We start from the raw sequence: 23,108 nt of genomic DNA on the forward strand, positions 1-23,108 counted from the left end.
ATAGAAAGTTAAAGATACAAAACATAAAACAATCCAATAAAAAATAAAAAGCTGGTAAGGATTAATCCTTACCAGCTTAGGTTAAGAAGTTACTTATGGCTGTACAATGAGGGAACCACGGAATGTGTTAGATCCGGACACTACATTGCTGCCAGAAGCATCAGTAATGAATCTTGCACTTGGGTTGATACGAACTTCGATTGTTTTTCCAACAGGGATGCTAGTAATTGCACCACCAGTTGCACCAGGTGTCACAACAACTTCAACAACACCAGCACTTGTTTCATTTACGATGAAGTCGATACCAGCTTTAGCTGTCTTACCGTCGACTTTAACATCAAAGTCGTAAACGCCGTTTGCACCAAGGACAATGTCCTCAGAGAAGTATACGATTTGAGTAACCGAAGTACCATCATAAACAGCATTTCTGTCAACATTTTTCAGTTCAGGTTTAATTCCGTCTACAACGGTCTGAGTCTCATTCGCAATAACTTTAGCTCCAGCTGGAGTTGTCAGGTTTTTGTTAGCCAAAACAGTTACTGTTACAGGTACACCTTCATAAGTTCCGTCTGCATCCAGTTTATTTTTGTCAGACAGAGTGAGCACTACAGCATCATCGTCAACTTGAGCAGATACAACAGACAATACTTTAGATCCTGCTTCTACTTTGAATTCACTGGTCGAAACCGCACCAGATTGCAAAGTAGCATTGAAGTCAACTTCGATTTTGTTAGTAGCCGTTGCCTTAGGAGCATCACCAAGAGTCAGGGTAGTCGCAGAACCAACTTCTGCATCTGCAAACAGCCCAGACAAAGTTTTGCCACCTTCGCTCTTAACGTTGGATACACGCACTGCTTTAATATCATCAATATTGACGCTCGAAGGGAAGACGATAACTACAGACTTGCCATCCGAAGTGAAGGACATGCTTGCACCGCTAGGAAGAGTTTTCCATTCGCCGCCATTCACAGTTACGCTACCATCTGCGTTAGTCGTTGCAGTAGCACTTGCACCGTAGTAGTACAGGTAATTAGCTTTATCTGTAGCACTAGCACCCATTTTCTTGTCGAATGTAACTACCAATCTGTGAGCCGTAGTCGATTTGTTTACAGCTTGAAGATGTGGAGCACTTACTTCCCCAACTTTGATTGTTGCAGTGTAAGGCACAATTACATTCTTCAAAGTAGTGTCGTCAGCTACATTGGAAATTGTAAGTGTATAAGTTTCGTTTTCATCCAGATCATCATACAAGAAGACCGTTACAACTTTTCCTGTGGAATCCAAAGTAGCTTCCTTATAAGTGGAAACTTCTTCACCTTTAGAATTCTTGATTACATAGTTAGCAGAATCTTCTGCTGTATCTGCATCAAGAACTTTCGTGAATTTGATTTTCAAAGTATCCGCAGAATTGTCATCCAGTTTTGCACTTACAACTTCTGGACGAGTTTGATCAACAACAGGGTTTACAGTGATGCTGGAATCTTTAGCAATTACATTGCCAGAATAGTCAGCAACATCGTTCACGTAAACACTTGTGGAATAAACCAGTTTGTTGTCGCCAGTGAAGTGGAATTTGTATGTGTCATCGGAAACTTGTTCAAATGTATCAGCAGTTCTTTGAGTTGTACCTTGTTTCCAATATACGTTACCTGCTGCTACCGTCGATGGATCAATTGCTTCACTGAATTTCAATGTTACATATTCAAACGATGCGGACTCTACGCTTGCAATTGTAGGAGCAGTAGTGTCTTCTACAACATTGAATTTCAGCTCAGTTTCGATATTAGCCAATCCAGAGTAATCTTTCACATTGCTTACTTTAATAGTGTGTTCACCATTAGCAAGCGTAGTGTATTGCTTCAAGATTACGGAAGAGCCAGAAACGTCAACTGTACCAACAGCAGTTACACCATCGATCGTGAAGCTGTTAGCATCAGTAGCTTTCACAACCGGCTCACTGAATGTGATTTTAATTGCTTTGTTCCCTAATGCTTGAGCGGATTCAGCTACTGGAAGAGCAGCGTCAACTGGAGTGAAAGCAACTTCATCAGCAGTGATTACAGCGCTACCTGCACGAACATTAGTAACAGTCAATTTGTATTCTTTTTGGTTAGTCATACCAGCATCAGTACCAGCCGCATCTTCAACAGTCAAAGTAACGACTTTTTTGTCAGAAGACAAGGAAGCACCGATGACATCAACAGCACGACCTTCATCAGATTCGATTTCATAGTTGTCTGCATCTTCAGCTGTAGCAGCATCAACTTCACCATCGAAAGCAACTTTTACTTCACGAAGGTTATCAGCTTTAACACTTTCAACTTTAGTTGCAGTTGTCACAACATAAGTAACAGTGTATTTCAACACTTTACCGTCAGCTGTAGTGTACTCCAGCTCAGTTGCTTTGTTAGGCTCAAGAGCTTTTTCCAAAGTTACTTCAACAGTTTCGCCGTTCGACAGCGTCAGTTTAACGTGAGTAGCGTCGATAGCTTCTGCTTTCGTTACTTTGAATTGAGCAGCTTCATAAATCGCATAAGCTGCTACAACCGCTTGGGAGCGAGTTGCTTGAGCTTGGTAGTTGATGCCTTCAGCGAGGTAACCAGCGTTAACAGCTGCTGCTACATAACCTTTAGCCCATTCGGACGCAGTGTTGTTAGCGTCAGCAGGAACTTCCAGTTTCAGAGCAGTTACCAGAACTTTAGCCAGTTCTTGTACAGTTACTGCGCCGTTCGGATCGAACAGTTTTTTAACTGCGTCTTTACCATTGAGGATGCCAGCTTGTGTAGCAGCTTCAATGTAAGGACGGCCCCAGTGGTTCGCATAGTTCTTATCGTTGTAAGAAGTAGCGTCAACTGGTTCCAGGCTCAGGGAGTTAACGATGATTTTCGCGAGTTCAGCGCGAGTCAACGTTCTTTCCAAGTGGGACAGGCCGTCTGGGAAGCCAGATACGATACCTGCTTCTTTCAGAGCGTTAAATTGTTGCTCTGGAGTCAGTTTGGCATCAGCACCGAATGCTACGGAAGCAAACATGGAGAATGCCATTGCTGTAGACAAAGCTACGGACAAAATTTTCTTCATAACCTTTTTTTCTCCTCCTTGATTAACTATCACATGAGAATTTTCTTTAAATGAATAGCTCGTGTTACTCATTAGCCATTGCACCCCCTTTCCAGAGCTTGAGCAGGTTTCCTATAAATTAGGTCTGCAGCAGAACTGCAGAAACTTGTAAACGAGAATGAATAGAATGTAGAAATAGACTAGTTTCCTAATCCTACCTAAACATTATACAATGGGTCCCCAGAGCCGTAAAGCTAATTTTTCTAATAGATAGACAAGTTTCCCTATGAGGGAGACCTTGCCATGTCTAAAACAGTCGCCATTGCCAATGCTCTACATCTTAAACGCAGCAGGTTTCAAAAAGTTGCGGGGGATTTAAAAAAAATTGCGAGATTGTAACTTTTTCTAAGATTCCCCTGTGTTACGCCTTTTTTACTCCCTTACCGCCTGACGGAAATTAGTATAACATGCCGAAATATGTCAGTCATTAAGCAACTTTTCCCATTTTCGCGCTATCTCCATTGTATGTGAGCGCACGACAAATAAGACGTCCAATTTTGGACGCCTTATGGGTAAATCTCGTACCCAAGCGGCCGCAAGTTACCTTACTCTCATGGCCAATTGGATAATACGAGCCCGCATTTGCGGATCGGTATTCAGTTTCTCATACATCTCGTCGATGGCTTTTTTGTTATCTTTGTATGTCTTCTCATGCTTCATCGTGTTATGAGACCATTCAATCAGTTCGTTTTCGGCTGCACGCAGCTCGGTGAATGCGTCATGGAAGCCCGTCTCAATTACAAGGCTCTCCATAACCTCTTGGGTTACTTCTTGAAGCTTAGCCGTTTCTTCAATGCGCTTCTCCAATACTTTGGATCTATCCTCAAATTTGCGCTTAGCTTTGGAATAACCCAACTGCGGTTTCGATAGGATCGGTTTCATCTGTTCAAGTTCACCCTTTTGCATAATGTCTATTACTCTGCTTATTTTAACGTAAAGCTCTGGAAAACACAAAAAGATGTAATTGGAAAAAAGAAGCGGCCAAAGTTGATCTTTGGCCGCTCCTTGCCTGTCACGAACTTAGCTAAGATTTTTCGGGAAGAGACTCGTGCTCTTCTTCAGCATCTCTACCGTGATTTTACCGGCTTCTGCACGAGTCATGAAGCCTTTCGGGTTAAAGCTGTATACCGGCTTCTTCTGACCCGGAAGCGTACTTGGCGATCCCGTCATAATCTTCGCGGAATTCACCGCTTGAATTGCTGGACGGGCATAGACGTCGATGCTGCCGGAGTCCACGAAGGCTTTGGCCAGCGTCGCATTTAGCTTCTCATCGTTGACAGCCAGCTTGAGCTTCAGCGCTCTTGCGATCATTACGGCTGCTTGTTCACGGGTGATCGGCATGTAAGGTGAGAACGTCCCTTCAGAGGTTCCTGTTACAATACCGGCCCTTGCCGCCGTTTCAATATATTCATAGCTCCAGGTTTCGGTTCGTGCATTTGGACCAACATCCTGGAAGGAGGACTTGTTGTAATCCCCGTCTTTCGGATAATTCAGAGGAATATTTAATCCCTTGACGAGCAATGTGGCAAATTCGCCGCGGCTGATGCGGTCATCTGTCCCGAAGCTGTCGCCAAACAGATTCGTCATAATCCCCTTCGCATACAAAGCATTCAGAATATTACGCGCCCACGGATGATTGGTGATATCCGAGTAGCCCCTCTTCATCTTCATAACCATATAATAACCAAAATCATCAAATGGCACGGTAATCGTATGGTTCTTCGTATTGACTTCCCCGCCGATGTTCTCCCAGATGCCTTTATCTGTGAAACGGAACACCGTGATGGTCGTTCCCGCTTCATCCACCACGTTTTTGTCGTAAGCCAACGTCAATTCCCCGCGTTGGGATGGAATGACCTTACGGTCCGAAGGGAACATCGTGAAGTATCCTTCAAGCGAATAAGGTGCTAGACCGTTGGTAGCTTTTTGCGTTCCATCTGCAGATTCACCCACCCCACCGCTAATCCAGTACACATGGGAGATCGGTGTGAAGTTATTTCTGCGTTCCGGTTGAGAGAACTTACCGCTCAACTCGATAGGGATATGAATTTCTGGATTCCCTTCCGGATTTGGTCTTTGGCCTTCGATATAGTTCCCGTAATCGTCCCGTTTGCCCACAATCCCATAGACAGGGTCAGCAATACCAAACAAGAGCTTCGTATCCGGGTAATACTGAATGGCATTTAACCCCGGATTTGCGGATTGCATGATGGTTCCTTTCGGGAAAGTCAGCTGAACAGTTTTATTAAAGACAGTATACTTGTTAGAAACCTTCTCAACCATGTACTGGCTGTCGATATCCACAGCCGACGTATAATAAACCTCAATCGTATCTGTGAAGCTGGTATCGGCTCTTTCGATCGTGATTTTGATCTTTGTCGCCTTATCCGGTTTTAACCCCACATAGTCATAGACAAAACGATCCTCTTTCCCCGTTTCTTGACGAGGAGTTGCTTCATCTTTGTCAATCAGAACTCTAGTCGCGCCTTCGGCTTCAATATCAAAATGGATAAAGTTCTTATTGACGACGTATTGATCTCCCACTGTAGGTTGCGGCGAAATCAAACGATACGCTTCAACCGTACGAATAATCTCCAGCCGTTTGCTCGACCGTGAACCTGTGCTGTTTACGAGCTCCAGATTGAAGACATAGCTTCCAGGTACATCAATATCGAGATTATAAACTTGAACAACAAAGTCCTTCTCACTACCTACGAAACTGTAGTACCCTGTCTTCTGACCATTACCGAAATCGTAAGTAAAGTCATTTGAGGTATTTCCTGTAGCCTGATTGCTTTCTAAGTTAAATGTAAATAGCAATTGAGAACCGAAATAAACGTTGGCTCTAGTCGCGCCAGCTCCCCGCATAACTAAGTTAGCGCCTTTTTTGTTCGTCGTATAATTCTGGTTGGCCGCGTCATACGTAAAATCCGTTGAAGGCTTGAACAACGTATTGATCGTTTGATCGAACAGTTGCTGATCCTCAGGATCAACCGTACCAGATACCGGGAACGATATTCTGTTATAGAGATCCACTGTAGGCAACAGGGCTGGATTGAGCGTGGATGCCGGCATGAAAGAAGTAATGGTTGCGCCATTCTCATCCACGATATAAATCAACATTTCCCCTGTAACATAACGGGCGTTGCCGTTTCCGTCTCTAGAGGTGCCGTAGAAGGTAATGCGATTCTCCCCATAATATAATGGCCCGTCAGGTCCAATATCTAACTGGAGGGAAAAATTAAGTGTCCCCGTTTCCCAAACTAAGTCGTCATTTTTCCCGCTGACTCCATTGATTGTAAATTGGGCATCCTCTTTATTAAAATTCTCGAAACCAAGATACTGCCCTTTCAGCGTCAATTTCAGCGTATCCGGATCTTTGGAGTTTACAGTATAAGTTTGCCCATAGATTAGATTCGTAAACGAAATCTTGCTCATGGTGATGTATGAAATCGTTGCATCCTTATTTTCACCCGCCACATACCAGAAACGCACCCGTTGTTGGCCCGTCGAGAAGTTGCTAATTTTATAAATTTTTTGGTTTGCGGCAAGGTTAATGGCAGTAGGTGCTACCGGATCGATCGTCAGCTTCTTGCTGCCTAGCGGCAAATAATCTGCGTTAAGATCGACCGTTGGTGCTGAACTACTCTCAACAAGAATGTAGAATGTGCCGGAGGTTACAGTAGCCCCATCCAGGTTTACTTGCGAAAAATCAGAAATGTCACGAGTCTCTGTACTCGTTATATCAGCGTCAGTAAGCGTCGGCAAATAGGAGAGCTTCGTGATTACCGACTCACCTTGCAAATATTTATACGAGATGTTCTTCGTTGTCGTAAAGCGCGGTGTTGCATCGCTGCCATATTGAACTCTCAAGCTAAATTGATTCGTGCCATTGGCCGGTGTCGGAAGATCAATCATAAAGGTAACCAGACGATACTCTGGGTCACCGTTCGCGTCGGGAATAAGTACATCCTGACCTTCTTCTGTATCTACAGTACCGTCAGCACTAACAGCCTTCATCTTCAATACCTTGAAGGTAGCCGCTGTATAAGGGTCCGCTGGGTCAGCCGTTGATGGCTTCACCCAAACCTTCCCGACTCCTGTGCCGCTAGTCGTATCCCCAAAAGTCCCCTCATCCGGATTAAACGGGATCAAGACTTGTCCAATAAACTTCGGTGTACCTGCCAAAGATTCTGTAATGGTTGGAGTGATGCCTAGAACGTTAACTGCTTTGCTTCCAGCGTTTCCGGAATACACATAGGCTCCAGTAATTTGTTCCGTATCGCTGAAGAGATAAATGGTACGTTCCAATTTCACCGTGTCTGCTCCATTGGTGAGTACAATCTCTAGGTTGTTGACCCCAGGAGACAAGGTCTGTCCTGAAGCATAGAACTTCCCTGTCACATCATCATAAGGTAACGTATCGGTTTTCTTCCCGTTCACAGACAAAGTAATCTTCGTTACATTTCTAGCAGTACCTTCAAGTGACAGCGCACTTACATTGGTGACGACCGGAGTTCCCTCATTCAGGTATTTCGCGGCTGGCCCACCTTCGTACATCTTCAGTTCTTGAAGATAAGGCACCTCATCGTAGAGCACGTAGAAAGACTCAGACTGGGTTACGCCAACCTGTACCCCTGAGAGCGTGATCTTGTTAAATCCAGGGAACAATTTCAAGTCCCGGACAATAAACTTCTGGCCGGAAGCATCTGTAGAATCCAGAGAAACGCTCGAATAATACACGTTGTTTGCATCCGGTACCCAGTTGAAATGTTCATTGCCATCTGCATCCTTGACTGGAACAGCATTTAATCGTTCAACTTTAACCGTCATGCTATTCGATGAAACCTTCGCGAATGTCCCGGTAAAGGTCAACAAGCCTTGGTTGTATTGGTAAACATTATTCCGGTTAATCTGTTCCTTCCCCGTCACATTGTATTCCGTCACCAAACGGAATGTATTTCTTAGTGCCGGATCGCTTGGGATAAAGAATGTCGGCGATACCGAATCCGCCGCTTTCGCCACAGGCGCCAGTCCTGCCGGGAGCAACGTAAAGACTAAAGACAGCAGGGTCAGCCATATAAACGGCTTCTTCAAGCGTTGCATGGATTAATCTCTCCTTTGTCATGTAGTGTGTGTTGATGTCCCCGTCAAAGTTCTGCAGGGACTGCCCAAAAGCGTCACTTACATATGTTATCGGTCGAAAGTTGGAAGAATTTTAGGAAAACTTGAAAGAGAATCCAACGAAAATCCTGGGGCACAAAAAGATGCCGTTTCGGCGTGGCTTGCTCCGGCATAGATCGCTCTTAGATTATCCCGTTCGCTCAGTCTGCCTTTCAGGAATAGTAACCTTCCTCCTCAGCGCACTGCCTCGGCAACCCTCATCCGTCTCGCTAACGGACCGTAATGACCTTATTCGTCGATTTCCCACTCATTTCCCGTCCTAACGGACTACAGAGACCTTATTGAGCTCATTCTGACGTAAAACTTCCGAAGCAGCACGAAATAAGGTCTCCACGGTCCGTTAGAATCCAATTGGCAGCAATCAAGCGCAATTAACGGCTCTGGAGTCCGCTAGATCAGGGGGACTATAAGAGGTGCAGAGCGGTTGAAGGTGCTTCGGGCCGAACAGGGAGGGTACCCGGCTGAATCAAGCACAAAAAAACAACCCCTGCGGCTCATCACCGCCAGGGGTTGTCCTAGTACAAGTAAAGAAATGCATAATTGCCCTGCATTTAGGAATGCTATTATTTCGTACCGCGCTCCTCCGACACCTTCATGCGAAGGCGGGCGAGGAAGTCGAGCACGGGGCGCTTCGTCTTGCCGATCAGGCCGATGACCTCGGCACCGATTTGCAGGAAGAAGACCATCACGCAGATGACGACAAACGTCACCCAGTTTGCATTGTACATTGCGGCCGACGATTGGATCACGGCCAGCACACCGAAGAAAGCGGCGATGCCGTAAATGATCAGCACCGTCTGGCGGTGGCTGAATCCGAGCTCGCGCAGGCAATGGTGCAAGTGCCCCTTGTCCGGCGAGAAGATCGGCTTCTTCTGCATCCAGCGGCGCACGATGGCGAACATCGTGTCCGAGAGCGGCACGCCGATCAGGATCAGCGGCGTCAGGAACGACACAATCGCAATCTGCTTAAAGCCGAGCAGCGACAACAGCGCTAAGCTAAAGCCCAGGAACAGGGCGCCCGAGTCGCCCATGAAGATTTTGGCCGGGTGGAAGTTAAAGTACAGGAATCCGATAATGCTGCCGAGAAGCAACAAGCAGAGCAGGGCCACCATCACATTGCCCATCAGGAACGCCATAACCGCAATCGTCCCGATCGCAATGGCAGAGACCCCTGCAGCCAATCCGTCCAATCCGTCGATCAGGTTAATGGCATTCGTCACGCCAACGATCCACAGAATGGTGAACGGAATGGCCACCCACGTCTCCACTGCAGCATACGTGTGAAACGGAATATTCGCAAACTCAATCCGGATATCGAACACGAACACGACCACGCAGGCCGTCGCAATTTGAATCAGAAATTTCAGTTTCGCCGGCAAATCGAAGCGATCGTCCAAAGCGCCCAGCAATACGGTAATCGTTCCGCCTACCAGGAAAGCTTTGATGAAGTTCACTTCGCGTACCGTGAATACGTCAGGTAAGAATGGAAGAAGCAGAAAAAACGCGATGACAAAAGATAAAAATATCCCTAAACCACCGAGTCTCGGCATAATTCGTGTATGCACTTTGCGCGCATTGGGCACATCCACGGCGCCGACCTTAACAGCGAATTTCTTTACGAGCGGCGTTAGGCCCAAAGCCAAGCCAAGTGAAACGATAAACCCGATGATATAGATCATCAACATTCAATTTCGACCTCCAATTGTTCTGCACCGGAATGATTATACTCCGATTAAGGAGAAACACCAACCCCGCATTTGCGCAAAAAATCACAGTAATTCATGGAAATCGAGACTTTTAGCCCATTTTCGTAAGGTTTTCTTTCTCCCGCAGCACGCGTACGGCGAATTTCGGCAGCGCCAGCATTCTGCGGAAGCGGGTAGGTTCCTTCAACAACCGGTACAGCCATTCCAGCCGAAGCTTCCGGAAGGCCATCGGAGCTCGTTTGGTTCGCCCGGAAATCACGTCGAAGCTGCCGCCGACGCCCATCATGACAGGGACGCGCAGGACGTCTTTGTATTTGGCGATCCAAGGCTCCTGCGTGTCTGCCCCCCGTGCAACAAACAGCAGATCAGGCGCGGCTTTGACGATTTCATCGATCACTTCTTGGTCTTGATTCGGACCGAAGTAGCCGTCGCGATATCCCACGATCGTCGTCCCGGGATATTGCAAGGCCAATCGGCGAGCCGTTTCCTTCACGACGTCCGGCGCTGCACCAAGCAGGTACACCTTCCAGCTGCGGCGTTCCCCTTGCTTCATCAATTCGTGCAGCAGCTCGTACCCCGGCACGCGTTCTGTCACCGGATCACCGCCTTTTTGCGCGGCCCAGACCAGGCCCGTTCCGTCCGGCACAATCAATTCGGCGGTTCTCATCATCGCTTTATATTCCGGATTCTCAATCGCCGCCATCATCATGATCGGATTGGCCGTAATCACATGATGCGGCGTCTTGGCGGTGACCACATCCGTCAAATAGGCGACTGTCTCCTTCATCCCCCATTTGCAGACGGGAACGCCAAAGACCGAAACCGTCGGGATACCTTCCTTGATCATCGTCATCACCTGTTCACCCATCACTTTCGTAAAAATTCAACGATCCGCCGCGCGGGCACCCTTGCTTCCCGCTTCAGTTCCGCGATTTGCGCGGCGTGGGTCTTGCGCCACGTCCCGGCTTCCTGCAGGAGGCGCTCCCCTTCCGCGGCCAAGATCCGCGGATCCAGCTCCTCCGCGGTCCCGACCGGGACGCTTCCGATGCGACCTAAGAAATGGTCGATCTTCGGGTCATACGAGACGCCGAGCAGCGGGACGTTCTGCGAGGCGGCGTAGATCAAGCTGTGCAGCCGCATGCCGATCAGCAGGCTGCACTGGCTGACCTCCCGCAGCATATCCTGCGGGTGCTCCGCCTCTGGCGCGATGCTCACGGTGCAGCCGCGTTCCGCCACATTTCCCAGCCGTTCCATCACGAAACGTGAAGCTTCGTCGTCGCCAGGGAAATGGAAGGGCAGGAAGCGGATATGCACCGGCTTGCGGCGGCAGAGCAGCGAGAGCCCCTCGGCCAGCTGCGTGAGATCGGTTCGCGATGGGTTCCAGAAGCGAACCGATACGCCAACGACCGGCAGCTCGGAAGCGGACTCGCCTTCCTCGCGGTGCCCTTCCGAGGAGCGATCCGCAGGCTCCCGAAGCGTCAGCCCCATCACGGGGTCGGGCACGACCTGGATGGCGTCCTTACCGCGCAGCCCCATGTCCCGGAGCAGGCTGGCCGATTCCGCATCGCGCACGGAAATATAGTCGCAGCGCCGGAACACCGAAGCGATCAAAGGCCGGAACAGCTTGCGGTTCACTGGTCCGATGCCCTGAGCATACACGAAGGTCGGCTTGCCGAGCCATTGCGCCAGCTTGATGATACCCAGATAATACGGGATTGACTTGATCCCCGTCGCATCCTGCAGCAAGCTGCCGCCTCCGCTGATCAATCCGTCGCTGCTCTTTATAGCCTTCCTTACCTCTCCGAGTTTCATCCGGTGTACAGCTTCCACACCATACGTGCGGCTTGTCCACTCCGGATCGATGGACAGCACAACCGGCTTAATGTCCACGCCCGAGGTAAGTCCTTCTTCTTCCAACGCGGTCAGGATGGATTGAAGCACCGCTTCATCCCCGCTGTTGCGAAACCCGTAATACCCCGACAGAACTATGGTTTTAGTAGTCGTGGCGACCATTTATCCCAGCACCTTTCAATGATTTGCCAAACCAGAACGGCAATCAAACCAATCACAAGACCAAGTCCGAGACCCAGAACATCGCGGATCAACGAAAGCACGGCCGGCGTGTGAATATGTGCGAACGTGTCGACCATCGACAATTGGCCCATCACCGCGATAATCATCGCGAACATCGCCCAGCGATAGCGAAACGCGGCAAACAGACCAACGATAAAGAGCGGATGCGCCAGCAAAAATTCTTTGTTCCGCGGCCGAACACCAAATGTGTTCTCCAGGAAAGAACGGAAGGCCGCTTCACCCGGAAGCAACGTTCCAGAATTCCCAGTACGGGACAGGTAGTACAGCGCCGCCACTCCAAGTACAGCAGCAACGACTACCCAAAGCACCGTAATCCGCATGCTAAGCCATTTGCGCAATTCCTCCCAAACCGAGTTCCCCCGATATAAGAAGACATATACGGCGATCAGCAGGATTGGCGCCAAATGCAGCAGGCTGACGCCACGGAATTGATTCAGCACCAGGCTGTACGTAATGTTGTTCAAGAGCGCGATCACGAACGGTACAGCGAATAGGGACAGCAACGATGTTTTGATATACAACACAATCGTATGGGTCAGCCGCCGTCCGCCCGAGAGATTCGGATGCTTCTCTTGAAGCTCCTGCACCTTGCGGATCGCCAATACCATCGCAATTGTCGGCGCGCTGATGGCTACGAACAGAGCCAAGGCTTGCTCAAGCAAGACCGGCTTCAGCACGTACAGTCCAGCCGAACCTACCAGGCCGAGCACAAAAGCTGCCAGTGTAAGCGACGGCAGGAAGCAGGAAATCAGCAACGCTACAAACGCTACGCCTCCAAGGACAACCAGCGCTTTCAGGTATCTCTGCCAGCTAGCGTCGTGAATCGTGAAAGCCTCAGCTTGTCCCAGCTCAAATCCGTTGTTTTCGATCCGCTTCATTGCATTCCCCGGAGCTTGCAGCGAACCAATCAGATTATCGATGGGATTCGTAATCGACGCTTTCGCCACGTCCTTGGAAGCAGAAGCGTTGAGATAAACCATCCGGATGTTCCGGTCTTTGGTCGCCAGAACGAACCGGTCGGCCAGCGTCATCTTATCCTGGGAAGCCTCCGCATCCGACAAGGAATGCAGGCGCACCACGTTATAATCGATCAGGTAAGCCAGTTTGTTAAAGCCTTTTTGCGGAGCCTTCAAATTTTCGATGGCCGCGATGCCGATGTTGTATTTTTTCAGCAAATCCGCAAAGCCCTGCAAACTATGCTTCGTCTGATCCTCGTTAAAGCCTTTCACCGCTTCGCCGTCGAACAGAATGCGATTTACCCCGTTTTCAGCGAAAAAGGCCAGCAGTTGATCCATCTCTTCCTGATCATAAGGGATATTGTCCGAAAGCCGCGGCAAAATCGTAAAGCCTTTCTCCCGCAGCATGTAAAACGCAATCGGATCTAGCGGCATCGGCTTCATCATCGCTTCTTCCATGCCCATACCGATAGCGAGCCCGCCATGATCTTGATACTGCCAGTTTGCCACCGGCACGTCCAGCTTGCGGAATGCCGCTTCGATCATCGGCTTCAACTGCGCTTCGTTCTCCGCACTTGTAAACGCCAGGTAGGTGTAATTGCCGCTATTCGTCACGACGGCACCGTTCAGCTTCGCAACTTCCAGCGAACTAAATACCATAATCCGGCGCGCTTTTACCAATTCGTCCAGCGTGCTTTCAAACATCGCCATGGTGCCCACGCCAGCTTCTTTCAGACGGTCCAGCTGCTCATCCATATACGCCTGGGGATTCGCCTGATACGATGCGATATCCAACAATCCTCGATAATTAAAGACGAACTCCACTTTGTTTGCGGAGGATTCCGTTTGAACCCGCTGCGCGATCACCGGCACAGAAGCCAGGATTCCGACAATCACCAAAACCCACAACAATTTTCGGGAAGCGTTATTCCACCGCTGCCAACTTCGAATCACTAAGGTACCTCCTCAAAAATGCATGAATCCACATCTGTTATTTGTTTCCCCAACCTGCTTGCCGATTATTGATCGACGCGGGCAAGAACGTCTTCTTGAATCCGGTTCAGACGCGACTTGGCATCTTCCGCAGATGTGCCGCAAACGCCAAAATAGAATTTGATCTTCGGTTCCGTACCCGAAGGGCGCAGACAGAACCACGAACCGTCATCCAGCAAAAACTTCAGCACGTTCTCCTTCGGCAATCCGTCCAGGCCATGCGAGTAATCGAGTACTTCGGATACACGCACGCCCCCAACTTCCTGCGGCGGGTTGCTGCGGAAGGCTTCCATCAACGCCCCGATTTGGGCCAGGCCGTCCTTGCCTTTTAACGTACGGGAAGCTAACGTTTCGCGGTAATAGCCGAACTGTTGGTACAGCTCCTCCAACACGTCGATCAAGGTCTTTCCTTGGCGTTTGTAATACGCTGCCGCTTCGCAGATCAACATCGAGGCTACGACGGCATCCTTATCGCGCGCATAGTTGCCTGCCAGATATCCGTAGCTTTCCTCATAACCGAACAAATAAGTATACTCGCCGGAAGCTTCAAATTCGTTCATCTTCTCACCGATATATTTGAAGCCGGTCAGCGTGTTAAACACCACAGCCCCATAGTGGCGGGCAATCGCAGCGCCAAATTCGCTGGTTACAATCGTCTTGACAACCGCGCCGTTGTTCGGAAGCTTTCCTCTTTCCTTCATTTGACTCAATACATAATGAACGAGCAAGGAGCCCGATTGGTTACCGGTAAGAATTTCATATTCGCCGTCCCGCGTGCGCACAACGGCCCCCATTCGGTCAGCATCAGGGTCTGTACCGATCAAGATATCCGCGCCCACTTGCTTGCCGAGCTCGATAGCCATCGTGAACGCTTCCCGTTCTTCTGGGTTCGGGGACTTCACCGTTGGAAAATCACCATCCGGCATTTCCTGTTCCTTCACAATATGCACTTGGGTAAAACCAAGCTTCTCCAAAGCACGGCGAACCGGAAGGTTCCCTGTCCCATGCAGCGGCGTAAAGACAACCACCAGATCTTTAGCTGCTCCGGAAGTCATGAGCTCGCGATTGACACTGGTGTTCGCCACTGTATCCGCAAAGGCTTCATCCTCGTCGGCGCCCAGCCATACGAGCAATCCCTTCGCTTCTGCTTCTTCGCGGCTTAACCGTTTGACTTGGGCGAAGGAAGCGACCTTCTGAATGCGAGCAATAACCTGCTCCGCTTCATGCGGAACGAGCTGGCCGCCCGTCGAGTTATATACTTTATAGCCGTTGTACTCCGGCGGGTTATGACTTGCTGTGATGACGATACCCCCGGTGGCCTTCTGAGCGCGTACAGAGTAGGAGAGCTGCGGCGTTGGGCGCAACGATGGGAACAGCTTGGCCACGATGCCGTTGCCGGCCAGCACCAAAGCAGCTTCCAGCGCAAACTCCGGCGAGAAGTGACGGCAATCATGCGCAATGACGACCGAAGGTGCCCCGGCTTGGCCCGCATGCGCTTCCAGAATATATTCGGCAAACCCTTGCGAAGCACGGGCTACCGTATAACGGTTCATGCGGTTGCTCCCCGCGCCGATCACACCGCGCAACCCGCCTGTCCCAAACTCCAGGTCACGATAGAAACGGTCCTCGAGTTCGGCTGGGTTATTTTCCAAATCACGCAATTCCTGTTTGGTTGCTTCATCAATCGTTGGGTCCTGCAGCCAGCTCGCCAGCTTCTCACGGACGGCATTACTGATTTCAGTCATGATAGGTTCTCCTCCTTAGTGATTACGATTACGCCCGATTAAGACAAGGCGAACATGATGTCTCCCTCGGCAACAATTTTATCGTCCACTTTCGCAATGGCATGGCCTTTACCGATGGAGCCCTTCATCCGGGTCACTTCGACCTCCAAGCGCAGCGTATCTCCCGGGACCACTTGCCCGCGGAAGCGGAATCCATCCAGTCCAGCCAAGAAGCCGATCTTCCCGCGGTTCTCCTCGACGTTAAGGATCGCAACGGCGCCGACCTGCGCGAGCGCTTCCGTAATCAGTACGCCAGGCATTACAGGGTATCCCGGAAAATGCCCGGTAAAGAACGGCTCATTCATCGTGACGTTCTTGATCCCGACGGCGCGTTTGCCTTCTTCCAGCTCAATAATGCGGTCCACCAGCAAAAACGGAGGACGGTGCGGCAGGATTTCCTGAATTTGGTTCGTGTTCAACATATGTAAGTCTCCTTTCGGTTTATGGCATGAGTTTCGGATCGTGCGCATCCCAACTTGAATAAAAATGCGGGTATCCGGTCACACTGTAGTTATCCTTCGCCTCTGCAGAAGCGAAGGTTAAGATAAGGGGCTTATCCGCAAACGACCTTCCGGTCGATTACGGATATAGCCCTTTTGACGGTTTTCCCCACCTAAGTCCCCCATCATTATACATTTTTCGCCTACAAAAAGAAAACTCCCGTCAGCCGAGAGTTTGTGGACATTTTTGTTATTTTCGTTCTGTTTCTTCTATATATATAGAGGCGATCTGATTGGCCTTATGGAGCAAAGACCAGATCAAGTACATGCTTCCAAGTTGCCCAGTTCCAAATATCGGACATATCCTGTTTGCCGAACACGACATACCCTACGACCATACCTGCCGCCAGAGCTGCGACAAGAACGAGCAACACAAGCACGATCTTCAGGATGACGATCCAGGCCGGCCGTTTGCTCACCGGTTGACTGTCTTCACTCATGAAGCATCCCACCTATCCGCGCAAGTTGTTGGCTAGACCCATCATCGTTTCACCCGAGGTTAGCGCACGAGCTGTCAATTGGTAGGCGCGCTGCACCTGGAGCATTTCCGCCATCGCTTCCGTTAAATCTACGTTAGAGGCTTCCAGCGCCCCTTGGCGCAGGCTGGCCCGCTGTTCCTGCGGGAGCGACAAGTTATCCACCATCGCTTCGGCAGGGTCAAGACCCGCTGCTAGAACAAAGAGGTTCCCGTCCTTCTGAACGAGTGCATCCGGCCGCTCCGCCGTCAACAACGCGATTCGTCCCACTTCCGTTGTGCCTTCCCCATTGGTTGCCAGGATATTCCCTTCAGCGTCAATGCTAAGCTTGGCATCGGACGGGAACGTGATCGGTTCACCTTCAGCGTTTAAGACCACATACCCTAGTTGATTCACCAAGAAGGCTGACTCGGCATCATCCGGATCCGGTTGAATGTGAAAATCCCCGCCCCGGGTATAGGCAACGACACCTTCCGGCGTCAACACACTAAACATCGCATTGCCTTGAATGGCCAAATCCGTCAAATTGCCGGTCGCTTGAATCGAGCCCTGAGCATAATTGACGGTGACCTGCGACATTCTGGAGCCAAAACCAAGGGTGAATCCAGACGGTGTAGCCCGGCCCGGCAGATTCAGATCGGAAGTCTGGTTCTGCACCCGGGTCAGCGTGTCTTCAAAGTTGGCTTCTTTTCGTTTATACCCTACTGTGTTCGCATTGGCGATATTATCGGCCAGCAAGTCCAAACGCTGTTGAATGCCGCTCATCGATACCATCGCGCTGATGACGGTGTTATTCATGCCGCACCTCCTGTATTAAGCAAAAGCAACCGCACATGATCATTGTACTTTGCCAATTTCATTAACCGCTTTATCCAAGCTTCTATCATAATATTGAATGATTTTTTGGTTGGATTCATAAGCTCGTTGCGCAGCCAGCAAATCCACCATGGATTGGGCGGTATCGACATTGGATACCTCAAGATAGCCTTGGCGTACCACAGCCCCATCCGCTCCAGCCACCAGCTCACGTACTCCCGCCGCCTCTTCATCCGCAACCCGGAAGACGCCGTTGCCTTCACGGACAAGCTGGTAAGGCTGTTCTACCACTGTAATTCCCAAGGCACCCAGATTCACCAGGGCACCGGTATTATCCACTGCCGTTAAATTTCCGGCTTCATCGCTGGACAACGTGTCCACGGACAAGCCTGCATTCAGGATGATCGGATTGCCGTCAGCGTCCAGCACCCGATAACCGGTGGACGTTCTCAGCTCTCCCGCCGCATTCACCGTGAAGCTGCCGTCCCGGGTATATCGTACATTCCCCTCGTTATCCGCAACGGCGAAAAAGGCCTGCGGCTGATAAATCACTTCGCCGTCCTCTGTGACGAATTTACCGGAAGCGTCAAACGCATAAGGCTCACCCGTTGCCGGGTCATTCAAGCTAAGCTGCGAGATCAAGGCAAAATCGGTATTCTTTCCGGTTTCCTTCAAATCCCCTTGCGTAAACGCCGGCAAGCTCTCTTCCGCAAACACCCCGGTTACCAGCTTCCCGATTTGCTTGTTGTTCCCGGACTGCTTGTCCCCCATCAAGGAAATCAGCATTTCGGGAAAAGAGCGCGCTACGGTATTCACCGACTTGTAGCCCGGTGTGTTGAGATTGGCGATATTCTGCGTAACTGTATCATGCCGCCGTTGCTCGGCGATCATACCGGATGCTGCGGTATAGAGACCTCTTAGCATGACTTACCTCCAGACGCTATGTATTCTAAATGCCCTATTCCTCGGGCAATTCATTCCTTCTTTATATTATCGGACGATTAGAACTTTCTTCTTAGCACCTTGTCCAAATTATCGAGCATAATCCCCGTACCCTTTACCACACAGTGCATCGGATCTTCCGCAATGAGCACCGGTACGTGAAGCTCTTCGGCAAGCAGCTCGTCCAACCCGTTCAGCAGAGCGCCTCCTCCGGTCAAAATCACGCCGCGGTCAATGATGTCGGCGGACAATTCCGGCGGAGTGCGCTCCAGCACCGATTTGGCGGTGGCAACAATGGAGGATACCGGATCAGCCAGGGCCTCCTGGATTTCTTTCGCCGTGATCGTCACGGTCAGCGGCAGTCCGGACACCATGTCCCGTCCGCGGATATCCATCTCCGCCTGCCGTCCGTTCGGGTGCACCGTTCCGATTCCAATTTTGATATCCTCTGCTGTCCGTTCCCCGATCAACAGCTTGTACTTCGTTTTAATATATTTAATGATGGCAGCATCAAACTTGTCCCCAGCGACTTTAAGTGACGAGGCCGTGACGATGTCTCCCATGGAGAGCACCGCCACATCCGTCGTCCCGCCGCCGATATCGACAACCATGTTGCCGCTCGGTTCGAAAATATCCATGCCAGCCCCAATTGCAGCCGCTTTAGGTTCTTCTTCTAAATACACTTCTTTGGCGCCGCTGTGTTCGGCGGCTTCGCGAATCGATTTCTGCTCGACCGACGTAATGTTCGTTGGCGCGCAGATCAGAATTCTCGGATGGCTGTACCAGCTTCGCCCGCCCACCCGGTCAATAAAATACTTCAACATCGTTTCCGTAATTTCAAAATCGGCAATGACTCCGTCCTTCAAGGGACGAATTGCAGTGATATTTCCAGGCGTACGACCTACCATCCGTCTAGCTTCCTCACCGACGGCCAGTACCCGTTTCCCGTCGCTGTCAATGGCGACAACGGAAGGTTCGTCAAGTACGACTCCCTTCCCCTTGATATGAATTAGCACATTGGCCGTGCCTAAATCAATCCCAATATCCTTGCCCATCATTCGATCCCCCAAAGCGTATTTTTGTAAATCACGGAAAGGACGTAGCGGTCCTACCTCATGTGATATGGCAGAAGCGTCCCGCTGACTAGGTGTTGTTTATCGACAAAAGTCGAAGAATATCGCGAAATTTCGGGATAAATGGATGAAAATCCACATCATCTTATACCATATTTAAAAATACCATACTTTAGGGGATTGATTCAATGATTATCGTTCGATGAGTGAACTAAATAAATTCATTACTCATTAATTAACGGAGCTAATCACCTCACGTTTGGATTGACCTTTTTTCTTATACTTGATCTTCGTTGCTTCACCGCCGCGCAAGTGTCTAATCGATTTGTGATATTCGAGAATGTGCTTCACCTGATCCGCTAAATCCGGATTAATCTCCGGCAAACGTTCGGTTAAATCCTTGTGCACCGTGCTTTTCGAAACGCCGAATTCCTTGGCGATCGTCCGAACTGTGTGCCGTGTCTCCACGATGCACCGTCCAATCTTTATCGTCCGTTCCTTGATGTAATCGTGCACGCTCCCGCCTCCCTCAACTCGAGATAGTTTGGTACATTATATGAGGGGCGGGCTTAGATATTCTTTGTTTCCAAGCGTGACAAGCCTTTGCGGGGCCTTTTATTTTACCGTTGGTTACTAAGGGAGTAGCTGCAGCTCGGTTGGACAAGTGAAGTGAAGTGCGTAAAACGGAGTAATGGAGTTACCATCTTCATGCTTCATAAAGGACTTTTTTGGCCTTATTTGGGCGTTCGAGCTTGATCTGCACGAGATAAGGACAAAATAGGCTCTTATTTGTCTCGATCCTCAGGAAAACAAGCCTTATGAGGCTTGGATCAAAAAAATAAGGCCAATATTTTCCCTTATTTACTCGGGAAGCCGGAATTTCCGGTAAATAAGGCCTTTTTGTACCCTTATTGCGAATGAGGACAAAAAAAAAAACGGAGAGCTCTTCGCTCTCCGTCAGGCCTGCTGCCGTAGTCCTCGATGTTTGGATCGGCTGGCAGTGCCTTACATGGGATGGATGGGTTATTGCAAAACGTTAGTTTTTCGGAAGTACGGATTCCGGATTCACCAGCTCGCCATTTTCATAAATTGCAAAATGGACGTGGTTGTCGAGATCCTTCTCCACTTCGTTGCGGCCGGCGCTGCCGATAATGTCGCCTTGCTTCACTTCGGCATCCTTCTTCACCTTAACTTCGCCTAAGCTTTCGTATACCGTCTTCAGGTTGTTAGCGTGCGTAATTTCCACCACGTACCCGAGGAGCGGCACTTCTTCAACCCGCGTCACTTTCCCGCTCATGGCAGCCGTGACTTCGAAAGGCTTACGGTCTTCGCGCGCCAAGTCGATCCCGGTGTTTGGCGTAAACGTATCGTTGTACTGCACCAGGGCGGCTTGATGTTCTTCGGCCGTGCCATCCTTCTCATAGAACGGCTTCACCACACTAACTTCGGCGGCATTCACTACCGGCCAAGCGAGATCTTCGGAGGAGGCGATGACTTCGGTTGCTTCTTCCTCTGTCGTTCCCTCTCCCGTTGCGGCTTCCTCTTCGCCAGACAGGTTTACGGTGTCGGTCACGCTGGCGGGGGTCGAGTCCATCGGCTTGTTGCTCGCATCCTGGTAGACCCACACTAAGGTTAGTATAATTGCCGCTGCCGCCACATACGCTGCCGGGTAAACCCATCTCTTTGACAATAATCTCTTCCACGCGGATACCGGCTTCACCGGTTCTCCCAGTCCCATTTTAGGAGATTCCTCGTGACTTGTTTTTTTCTGGTTTTCATTCATTTGCTCATCACCTCAGTAACCAGTGTTACCGGGGTGAACTCTTTTATACTTCGTCTATATACTTTTTTTTTCAGAAAAAAGAGAAACTTCGCATTCAAGCCACTACTTGAGAAAATGGGAGACCTGCTGAAACGAGATTCCCGTGTAGTAGTGTTTGAGGATTTGCGTGGTTGTATAACCCTCTTTCGCCATCCCGTTCGCTCCCCACTGGCTCATGCCAACGCCGTGGCCGTAGCCATAGGTGGTGATCTTCACGGTATCGCCGGCCACCGCCAGCGTAAACTGGCTGGAGCGAAGGTCCAGCTTCTCCCTAACTTCCCGGCCGGTGTACACCTTGTCGCCGATGCGAATTTCTTTCACCCGACGCCCGGTGGTCCAAGAGAGGATCTTAAACAGCTTGTCGGCACTCAGCTTCGACGCCGCCGCTTTGGCTTGGGCTTCCCCCTGATCCAGCGCAGCTAATGCGGTCTGCACCGGTTCCGGCACTTTCTGTCCCAGCTTGGCGTAAAGCTGGGTGAGCGGCATTTCCACGGTTTCGCGGTTGTTCGGATTGATCGCCGCATCCCATGGGCTAGGCACGCTGCGCAAATAAGGAATTTTCAGCGACCAATATTCCTCGGAGTTCTCCGTGTATCCGCCGCTGGAAGAGAAGAAGGAAGCGGTGATCGGCTGTCCGCGGAACGTCATGACGATTCCTGCGGTCTGCCGGACGGCTTGACGCAGCTTCTCCAGCTCTGCGCCCTTCCCCCGGCTTGGCCACTCTTCCAATTCCGCACGGGGGAGATAGACTTGATGTTCAATGGTGTCGTTGACATCCGCATCTTTGCTCCCGGTGCCTGAGGGTTCTCCAGCGGCCAGCCGCTGGACGATAAAGGTGCGCGCCGCGATGGCCTGCGCTTTGAGTGCCGCGAGCTCGAAGTCCGCCGGCATCTCGGCGGCGAGCACGCCGGTGACGTATTGCTCGAGCGGCACGGTCTCGACCACGCCGGTGCGCGTGAGATAGACGCGCACCGGCGGCCCGCCCGCGGCCGCCGCGTCAGCGGCGTCCGGCTGCGCGGGCGGAGCCTCAGCGCGAGCCGCGTCCTGCGGGCGCGGCTCCGCTGTCGGCGGCACGGCGGCAGACGGCGTCTGCGCCGCCGCCGGGTCGTGGCGCACGGCGGGCGCCTGCGCCGTGCGCCACGCGATCAGCGCTGGCAGCAGCAGCGCCAGCGCGATCAGCGCCGCCGCCACAGGGGCGGCGCCGGTGCCGGAACCATCTCCTGCCCAGGCGGGAGATGGTTCGGCCCGGCCGCGTGCGGACGCTTACGCGCACGCGGGTCTCCGGCGGCACTGCTCGCAGCGGTTGTGCCGCCAAAGGTACCCCGCGGGCACCCTCTATCCCAGCCCTCGCATATTCTGCATCTGCCGGCCTCTCGCTTCCCCCACTTCCTTGCTTCGCGACTCCTCCCTGCCCTCGTTCCTGCTTCAATTCAACTGCTTGTTCCGATTTTGGACGAACCTTCATCATGGATACGGGTGCCGACACTGTGGTTGTTTTCGCTTCGTCATGCCCTAAAGGGCTGATCGCTGCCTTATTGTCTATCTGAAGGTTGCTGCTTTCTTCTTGATTTTGCTTTACCTCTCGGCGAGGTGCCACATTGATTTTTACTGCCTGAGATCGTTCCTGCATCGATTGATTCCCCCC

At 50.7% G+C, this 23,108-nt stretch carries 17 protein-coding genes; all 17 read right to left on the bottom strand.

Translation table 11 applies throughout. The annotated features are described in order from the left end of the window. Positions 1 to 93 precede the first annotated feature (93 nt). Positions 94 to 3,150 (bottom strand): Ig-like domain-containing domain, encoded by a 3,057-nt coding sequence (locus U9M73_RS15610; protein ID WP_323077969.1) that lies wholly within the window; start codon positions 3,148 to 3,150, stop codon positions 94 to 96. A gap of 507 nt (positions 3,151 to 3,657) precedes the next feature. Beyond that, a complete protein-coding gene (locus tag U9M73_RS15615; protein ID WP_028538158.1) occupies positions 3,658 to 3,999 on the bottom strand; it encodes a hypothetical protein in 342 nt (113 codons plus the stop codon). Between the two features lie 138 nt (positions 4,000 to 4,137). Continuing rightward, positions 4,138 to 8,223, bottom strand: a complete 4,086-nt coding sequence (locus tag U9M73_RS15620) for an S-layer homology domain-containing protein (RefSeq protein ID WP_323077974.1) — start codon at positions 8,221 to 8,223, stop codon at positions 4,138 to 4,140. 641 nt (positions 8,224 to 8,864) lie between these two features. After that, positions 8,865 to 9,986, bottom strand: a complete 1,122-nt coding sequence (locus U9M73_RS15625; protein WP_260071700.1) for a glycosyltransferase family 4 protein — start codon at positions 9,984 to 9,986, stop codon at positions 8,865 to 8,867. Between the two features lie 112 nt (positions 9,987 to 10,098). Continuing rightward, positions 10,099 to 10,860 (bottom strand): WecB/TagA/CpsF family glycosyltransferase, encoded by a 762-nt coding sequence (locus tag U9M73_RS15630; RefSeq protein WP_260071701.1) that lies wholly within the window; start codon positions 10,858 to 10,860, stop codon positions 10,099 to 10,101. Positions 10,861 to 10,874: 14 nt separating this feature from the next. Then, positions 10,875 to 12,020 carry a polysaccharide pyruvyl transferase CsaB gene (gene csaB / locus U9M73_RS15635; RefSeq protein ID WP_323077978.1) on the bottom strand — a complete coding sequence of 382 codons (1,146 nt, stop codon included), beginning with the start codon at positions 12,018 to 12,020 and terminating at the stop codon, positions 10,875 to 10,877. Next, entirely contained in the window at positions 11,993 to 14,011 is a 2,019-nt protein-coding gene (locus tag U9M73_RS15640) for a DUF5693 family protein (protein ID WP_323077980.1), read from the bottom strand. Before U9M73_RS15640 ends, csaB begins: the two co-directional genes overlap by 28 nt. A gap of 65 nt (positions 14,012 to 14,076) precedes the next feature. Beyond that, positions 14,077 to 15,795 carry a phospho-sugar mutase gene (locus U9M73_RS15645; protein ID WP_260071704.1) on the bottom strand — a complete coding sequence of 573 codons (1,719 nt, stop codon included), beginning with the start codon at positions 15,793 to 15,795 and terminating at the stop codon, positions 14,077 to 14,079. A gap of 38 nt (positions 15,796 to 15,833) precedes the next feature. Further along, on the bottom strand, positions 15,834 to 16,256 hold the full coding sequence (gene fabZ, locus U9M73_RS15650) for a 3-hydroxyacyl-ACP dehydratase FabZ (RefSeq protein ID WP_009223756.1): 423 nt from the start codon (positions 16,254 to 16,256) through the stop codon (positions 15,834 to 15,836). Positions 16,257 to 16,573: 317 nt separating this feature from the next. After that, positions 16,574 to 16,774, bottom strand: coding sequence for a DNA-directed RNA polymerase subunit beta (locus U9M73_RS15655; protein ID WP_036644212.1), 201 nt, complete (start codon positions 16,772 to 16,774; stop codon positions 16,574 to 16,576). 12 nt (positions 16,775 to 16,786) lie between these two features. Then, positions 16,787 to 17,608: a flagellar hook-basal body protein gene (locus U9M73_RS15660; protein ID WP_323077985.1), complete on the bottom strand. Its 822-nt coding sequence runs from the start codon at positions 17,606 to 17,608 to the stop codon at positions 16,787 to 16,789. 39 nt (positions 17,609 to 17,647) lie between these two features. After that, positions 17,648 to 18,550 carry a flagellar hook-basal body protein gene (locus tag U9M73_RS15665; protein ID WP_323077986.1) on the bottom strand — a complete coding sequence of 301 codons (903 nt, stop codon included), beginning with the start codon at positions 18,548 to 18,550 and terminating at the stop codon, positions 17,648 to 17,650. Positions 18,551 to 18,627: 77 nt separating this feature from the next. Beyond that, positions 18,628 to 19,626 (bottom strand): rod shape-determining protein, encoded by a 999-nt coding sequence (gene mreB, locus U9M73_RS15670; protein WP_009223752.1) that lies wholly within the window; start codon positions 19,624 to 19,626, stop codon positions 18,628 to 18,630. A 246-nt stretch (positions 19,627 to 19,872) separates the two neighbouring features. Continuing rightward, positions 19,873 to 20,157 carry a sporulation transcriptional regulator SpoIIID gene (gene spoIIID / locus U9M73_RS15675; protein WP_009223751.1) on the bottom strand — a complete coding sequence of 95 codons (285 nt, stop codon included), beginning with the start codon at positions 20,155 to 20,157 and terminating at the stop codon, positions 19,873 to 19,875. A 520-nt stretch (positions 20,158 to 20,677) separates the two neighbouring features. Further along, entirely contained in the window at positions 20,678 to 21,424 is a 747-nt protein-coding gene (locus U9M73_RS15680) for a M23 family metallopeptidase (protein ID WP_009223750.1), read from the bottom strand. A 102-nt stretch (positions 21,425 to 21,526) separates the two neighbouring features. After that, on the bottom strand, positions 21,527 to 22,579 hold the full coding sequence (gene spoIID / locus U9M73_RS15685; protein ID WP_323077994.1) for a stage II sporulation protein D: 1,053 nt from the start codon (positions 22,577 to 22,579) through the stop codon (positions 21,527 to 21,529). Then, positions 22,491 to 23,093 (bottom strand): hypothetical protein, encoded by a 603-nt coding sequence (locus U9M73_RS15690; RefSeq protein ID WP_323077995.1) that lies wholly within the window; start codon positions 23,091 to 23,093, stop codon positions 22,491 to 22,493. Before U9M73_RS15690 ends, spoIID begins: the two co-directional genes overlap by 89 nt. Between the last annotated feature and the right edge of the window lie 15 nt (positions 23,094 to 23,108).

It is taken from the genome of Paenibacillus phoenicis (assembly GCF_034718895.1).
Taxonomy (GTDB): Bacteria; Bacillota; Bacilli; order Paenibacillales; family Paenibacillaceae; genus Fontibacillus; species Fontibacillus phoenicis.

Excerpts from the sequence above, each read along its gene's own strand:
- U9M73_RS15610 (WP_323077969.1), bottom strand. The coding sequence starts at position 3,150 with ATGAGTAACACGAGCTATTCATTTAAAGAAAATTCTCATGTGATAGTT.
- U9M73_RS15615 (WP_028538158.1), bottom strand. The coding sequence starts at position 3,999 with ATGAAACCGATCCTATCGAAACCGCAGTTGGGTTATTCCAAAGCTAAG.
- U9M73_RS15620 (WP_323077974.1), bottom strand. The coding sequence starts at position 8,223 with ATGCAACGCTTGAAGAAGCCGTTTATATGGCTGACCCTGCTGTCTTTA.
- U9M73_RS15625 (WP_260071700.1), bottom strand. The coding sequence starts at position 9,986 with ATGTTGATGATCTATATCATCGGGTTTATCGTTTCACTTGGCTTGGCT.
- U9M73_RS15630 (WP_260071701.1), bottom strand. The coding sequence starts at position 10,860 with ATGACGATGATCAAGGAAGGTATCCCGACGGTTTCGGTCTTTGGCGTT.
- csaB (WP_323077978.1), bottom strand. The coding sequence starts at position 12,020 with ATGGTCGCCACGACTACTAAAACCATAGTTCTGTCGGGGTATTACGGG.
- U9M73_RS15645 (WP_260071704.1), bottom strand. The coding sequence starts at position 15,795 with ATGACTGAAATCAGTAATGCCGTCCGTGAGAAGCTGGCGAGCTGGCTG.
- fabZ (WP_009223756.1), bottom strand. The coding sequence starts at position 16,256 with ATGTTGAACACGAACCAAATTCAGGAAATCCTGCCGCACCGTCCTCCG.
- U9M73_RS15655 (WP_036644212.1), bottom strand. The coding sequence starts at position 16,774 with ATGAGTGAAGACAGTCAACCGGTGAGCAAACGGCCGGCCTGGATCGTC.
- U9M73_RS15660 (WP_323077985.1), bottom strand. The coding sequence starts at position 17,608 with ATGAATAACACCGTCATCAGCGCGATGGTATCGATGAGCGGCATTCAA.
- U9M73_RS15665 (WP_323077986.1), bottom strand. The coding sequence starts at position 18,550 with ATGCTAAGAGGTCTCTATACCGCAGCATCCGGTATGATCGCCGAGCAA.
- mreB (WP_009223752.1), bottom strand. The coding sequence starts at position 19,626 with ATGATGGGCAAGGATATTGGGATTGATTTAGGCACGGCCAATGTGCTA.
- U9M73_RS15680 (WP_009223750.1), bottom strand. The coding sequence starts at position 21,424 with ATGAATGAAAACCAGAAAAAAACAAGTCACGAGGAATCTCCTAAAATG.
- U9M73_RS15690 (WP_323077995.1), bottom strand. The coding sequence starts at position 23,093 with ATGCAGGAACGATCTCAGGCAGTAAAAATCAATGTGGCACCTCGCCGA.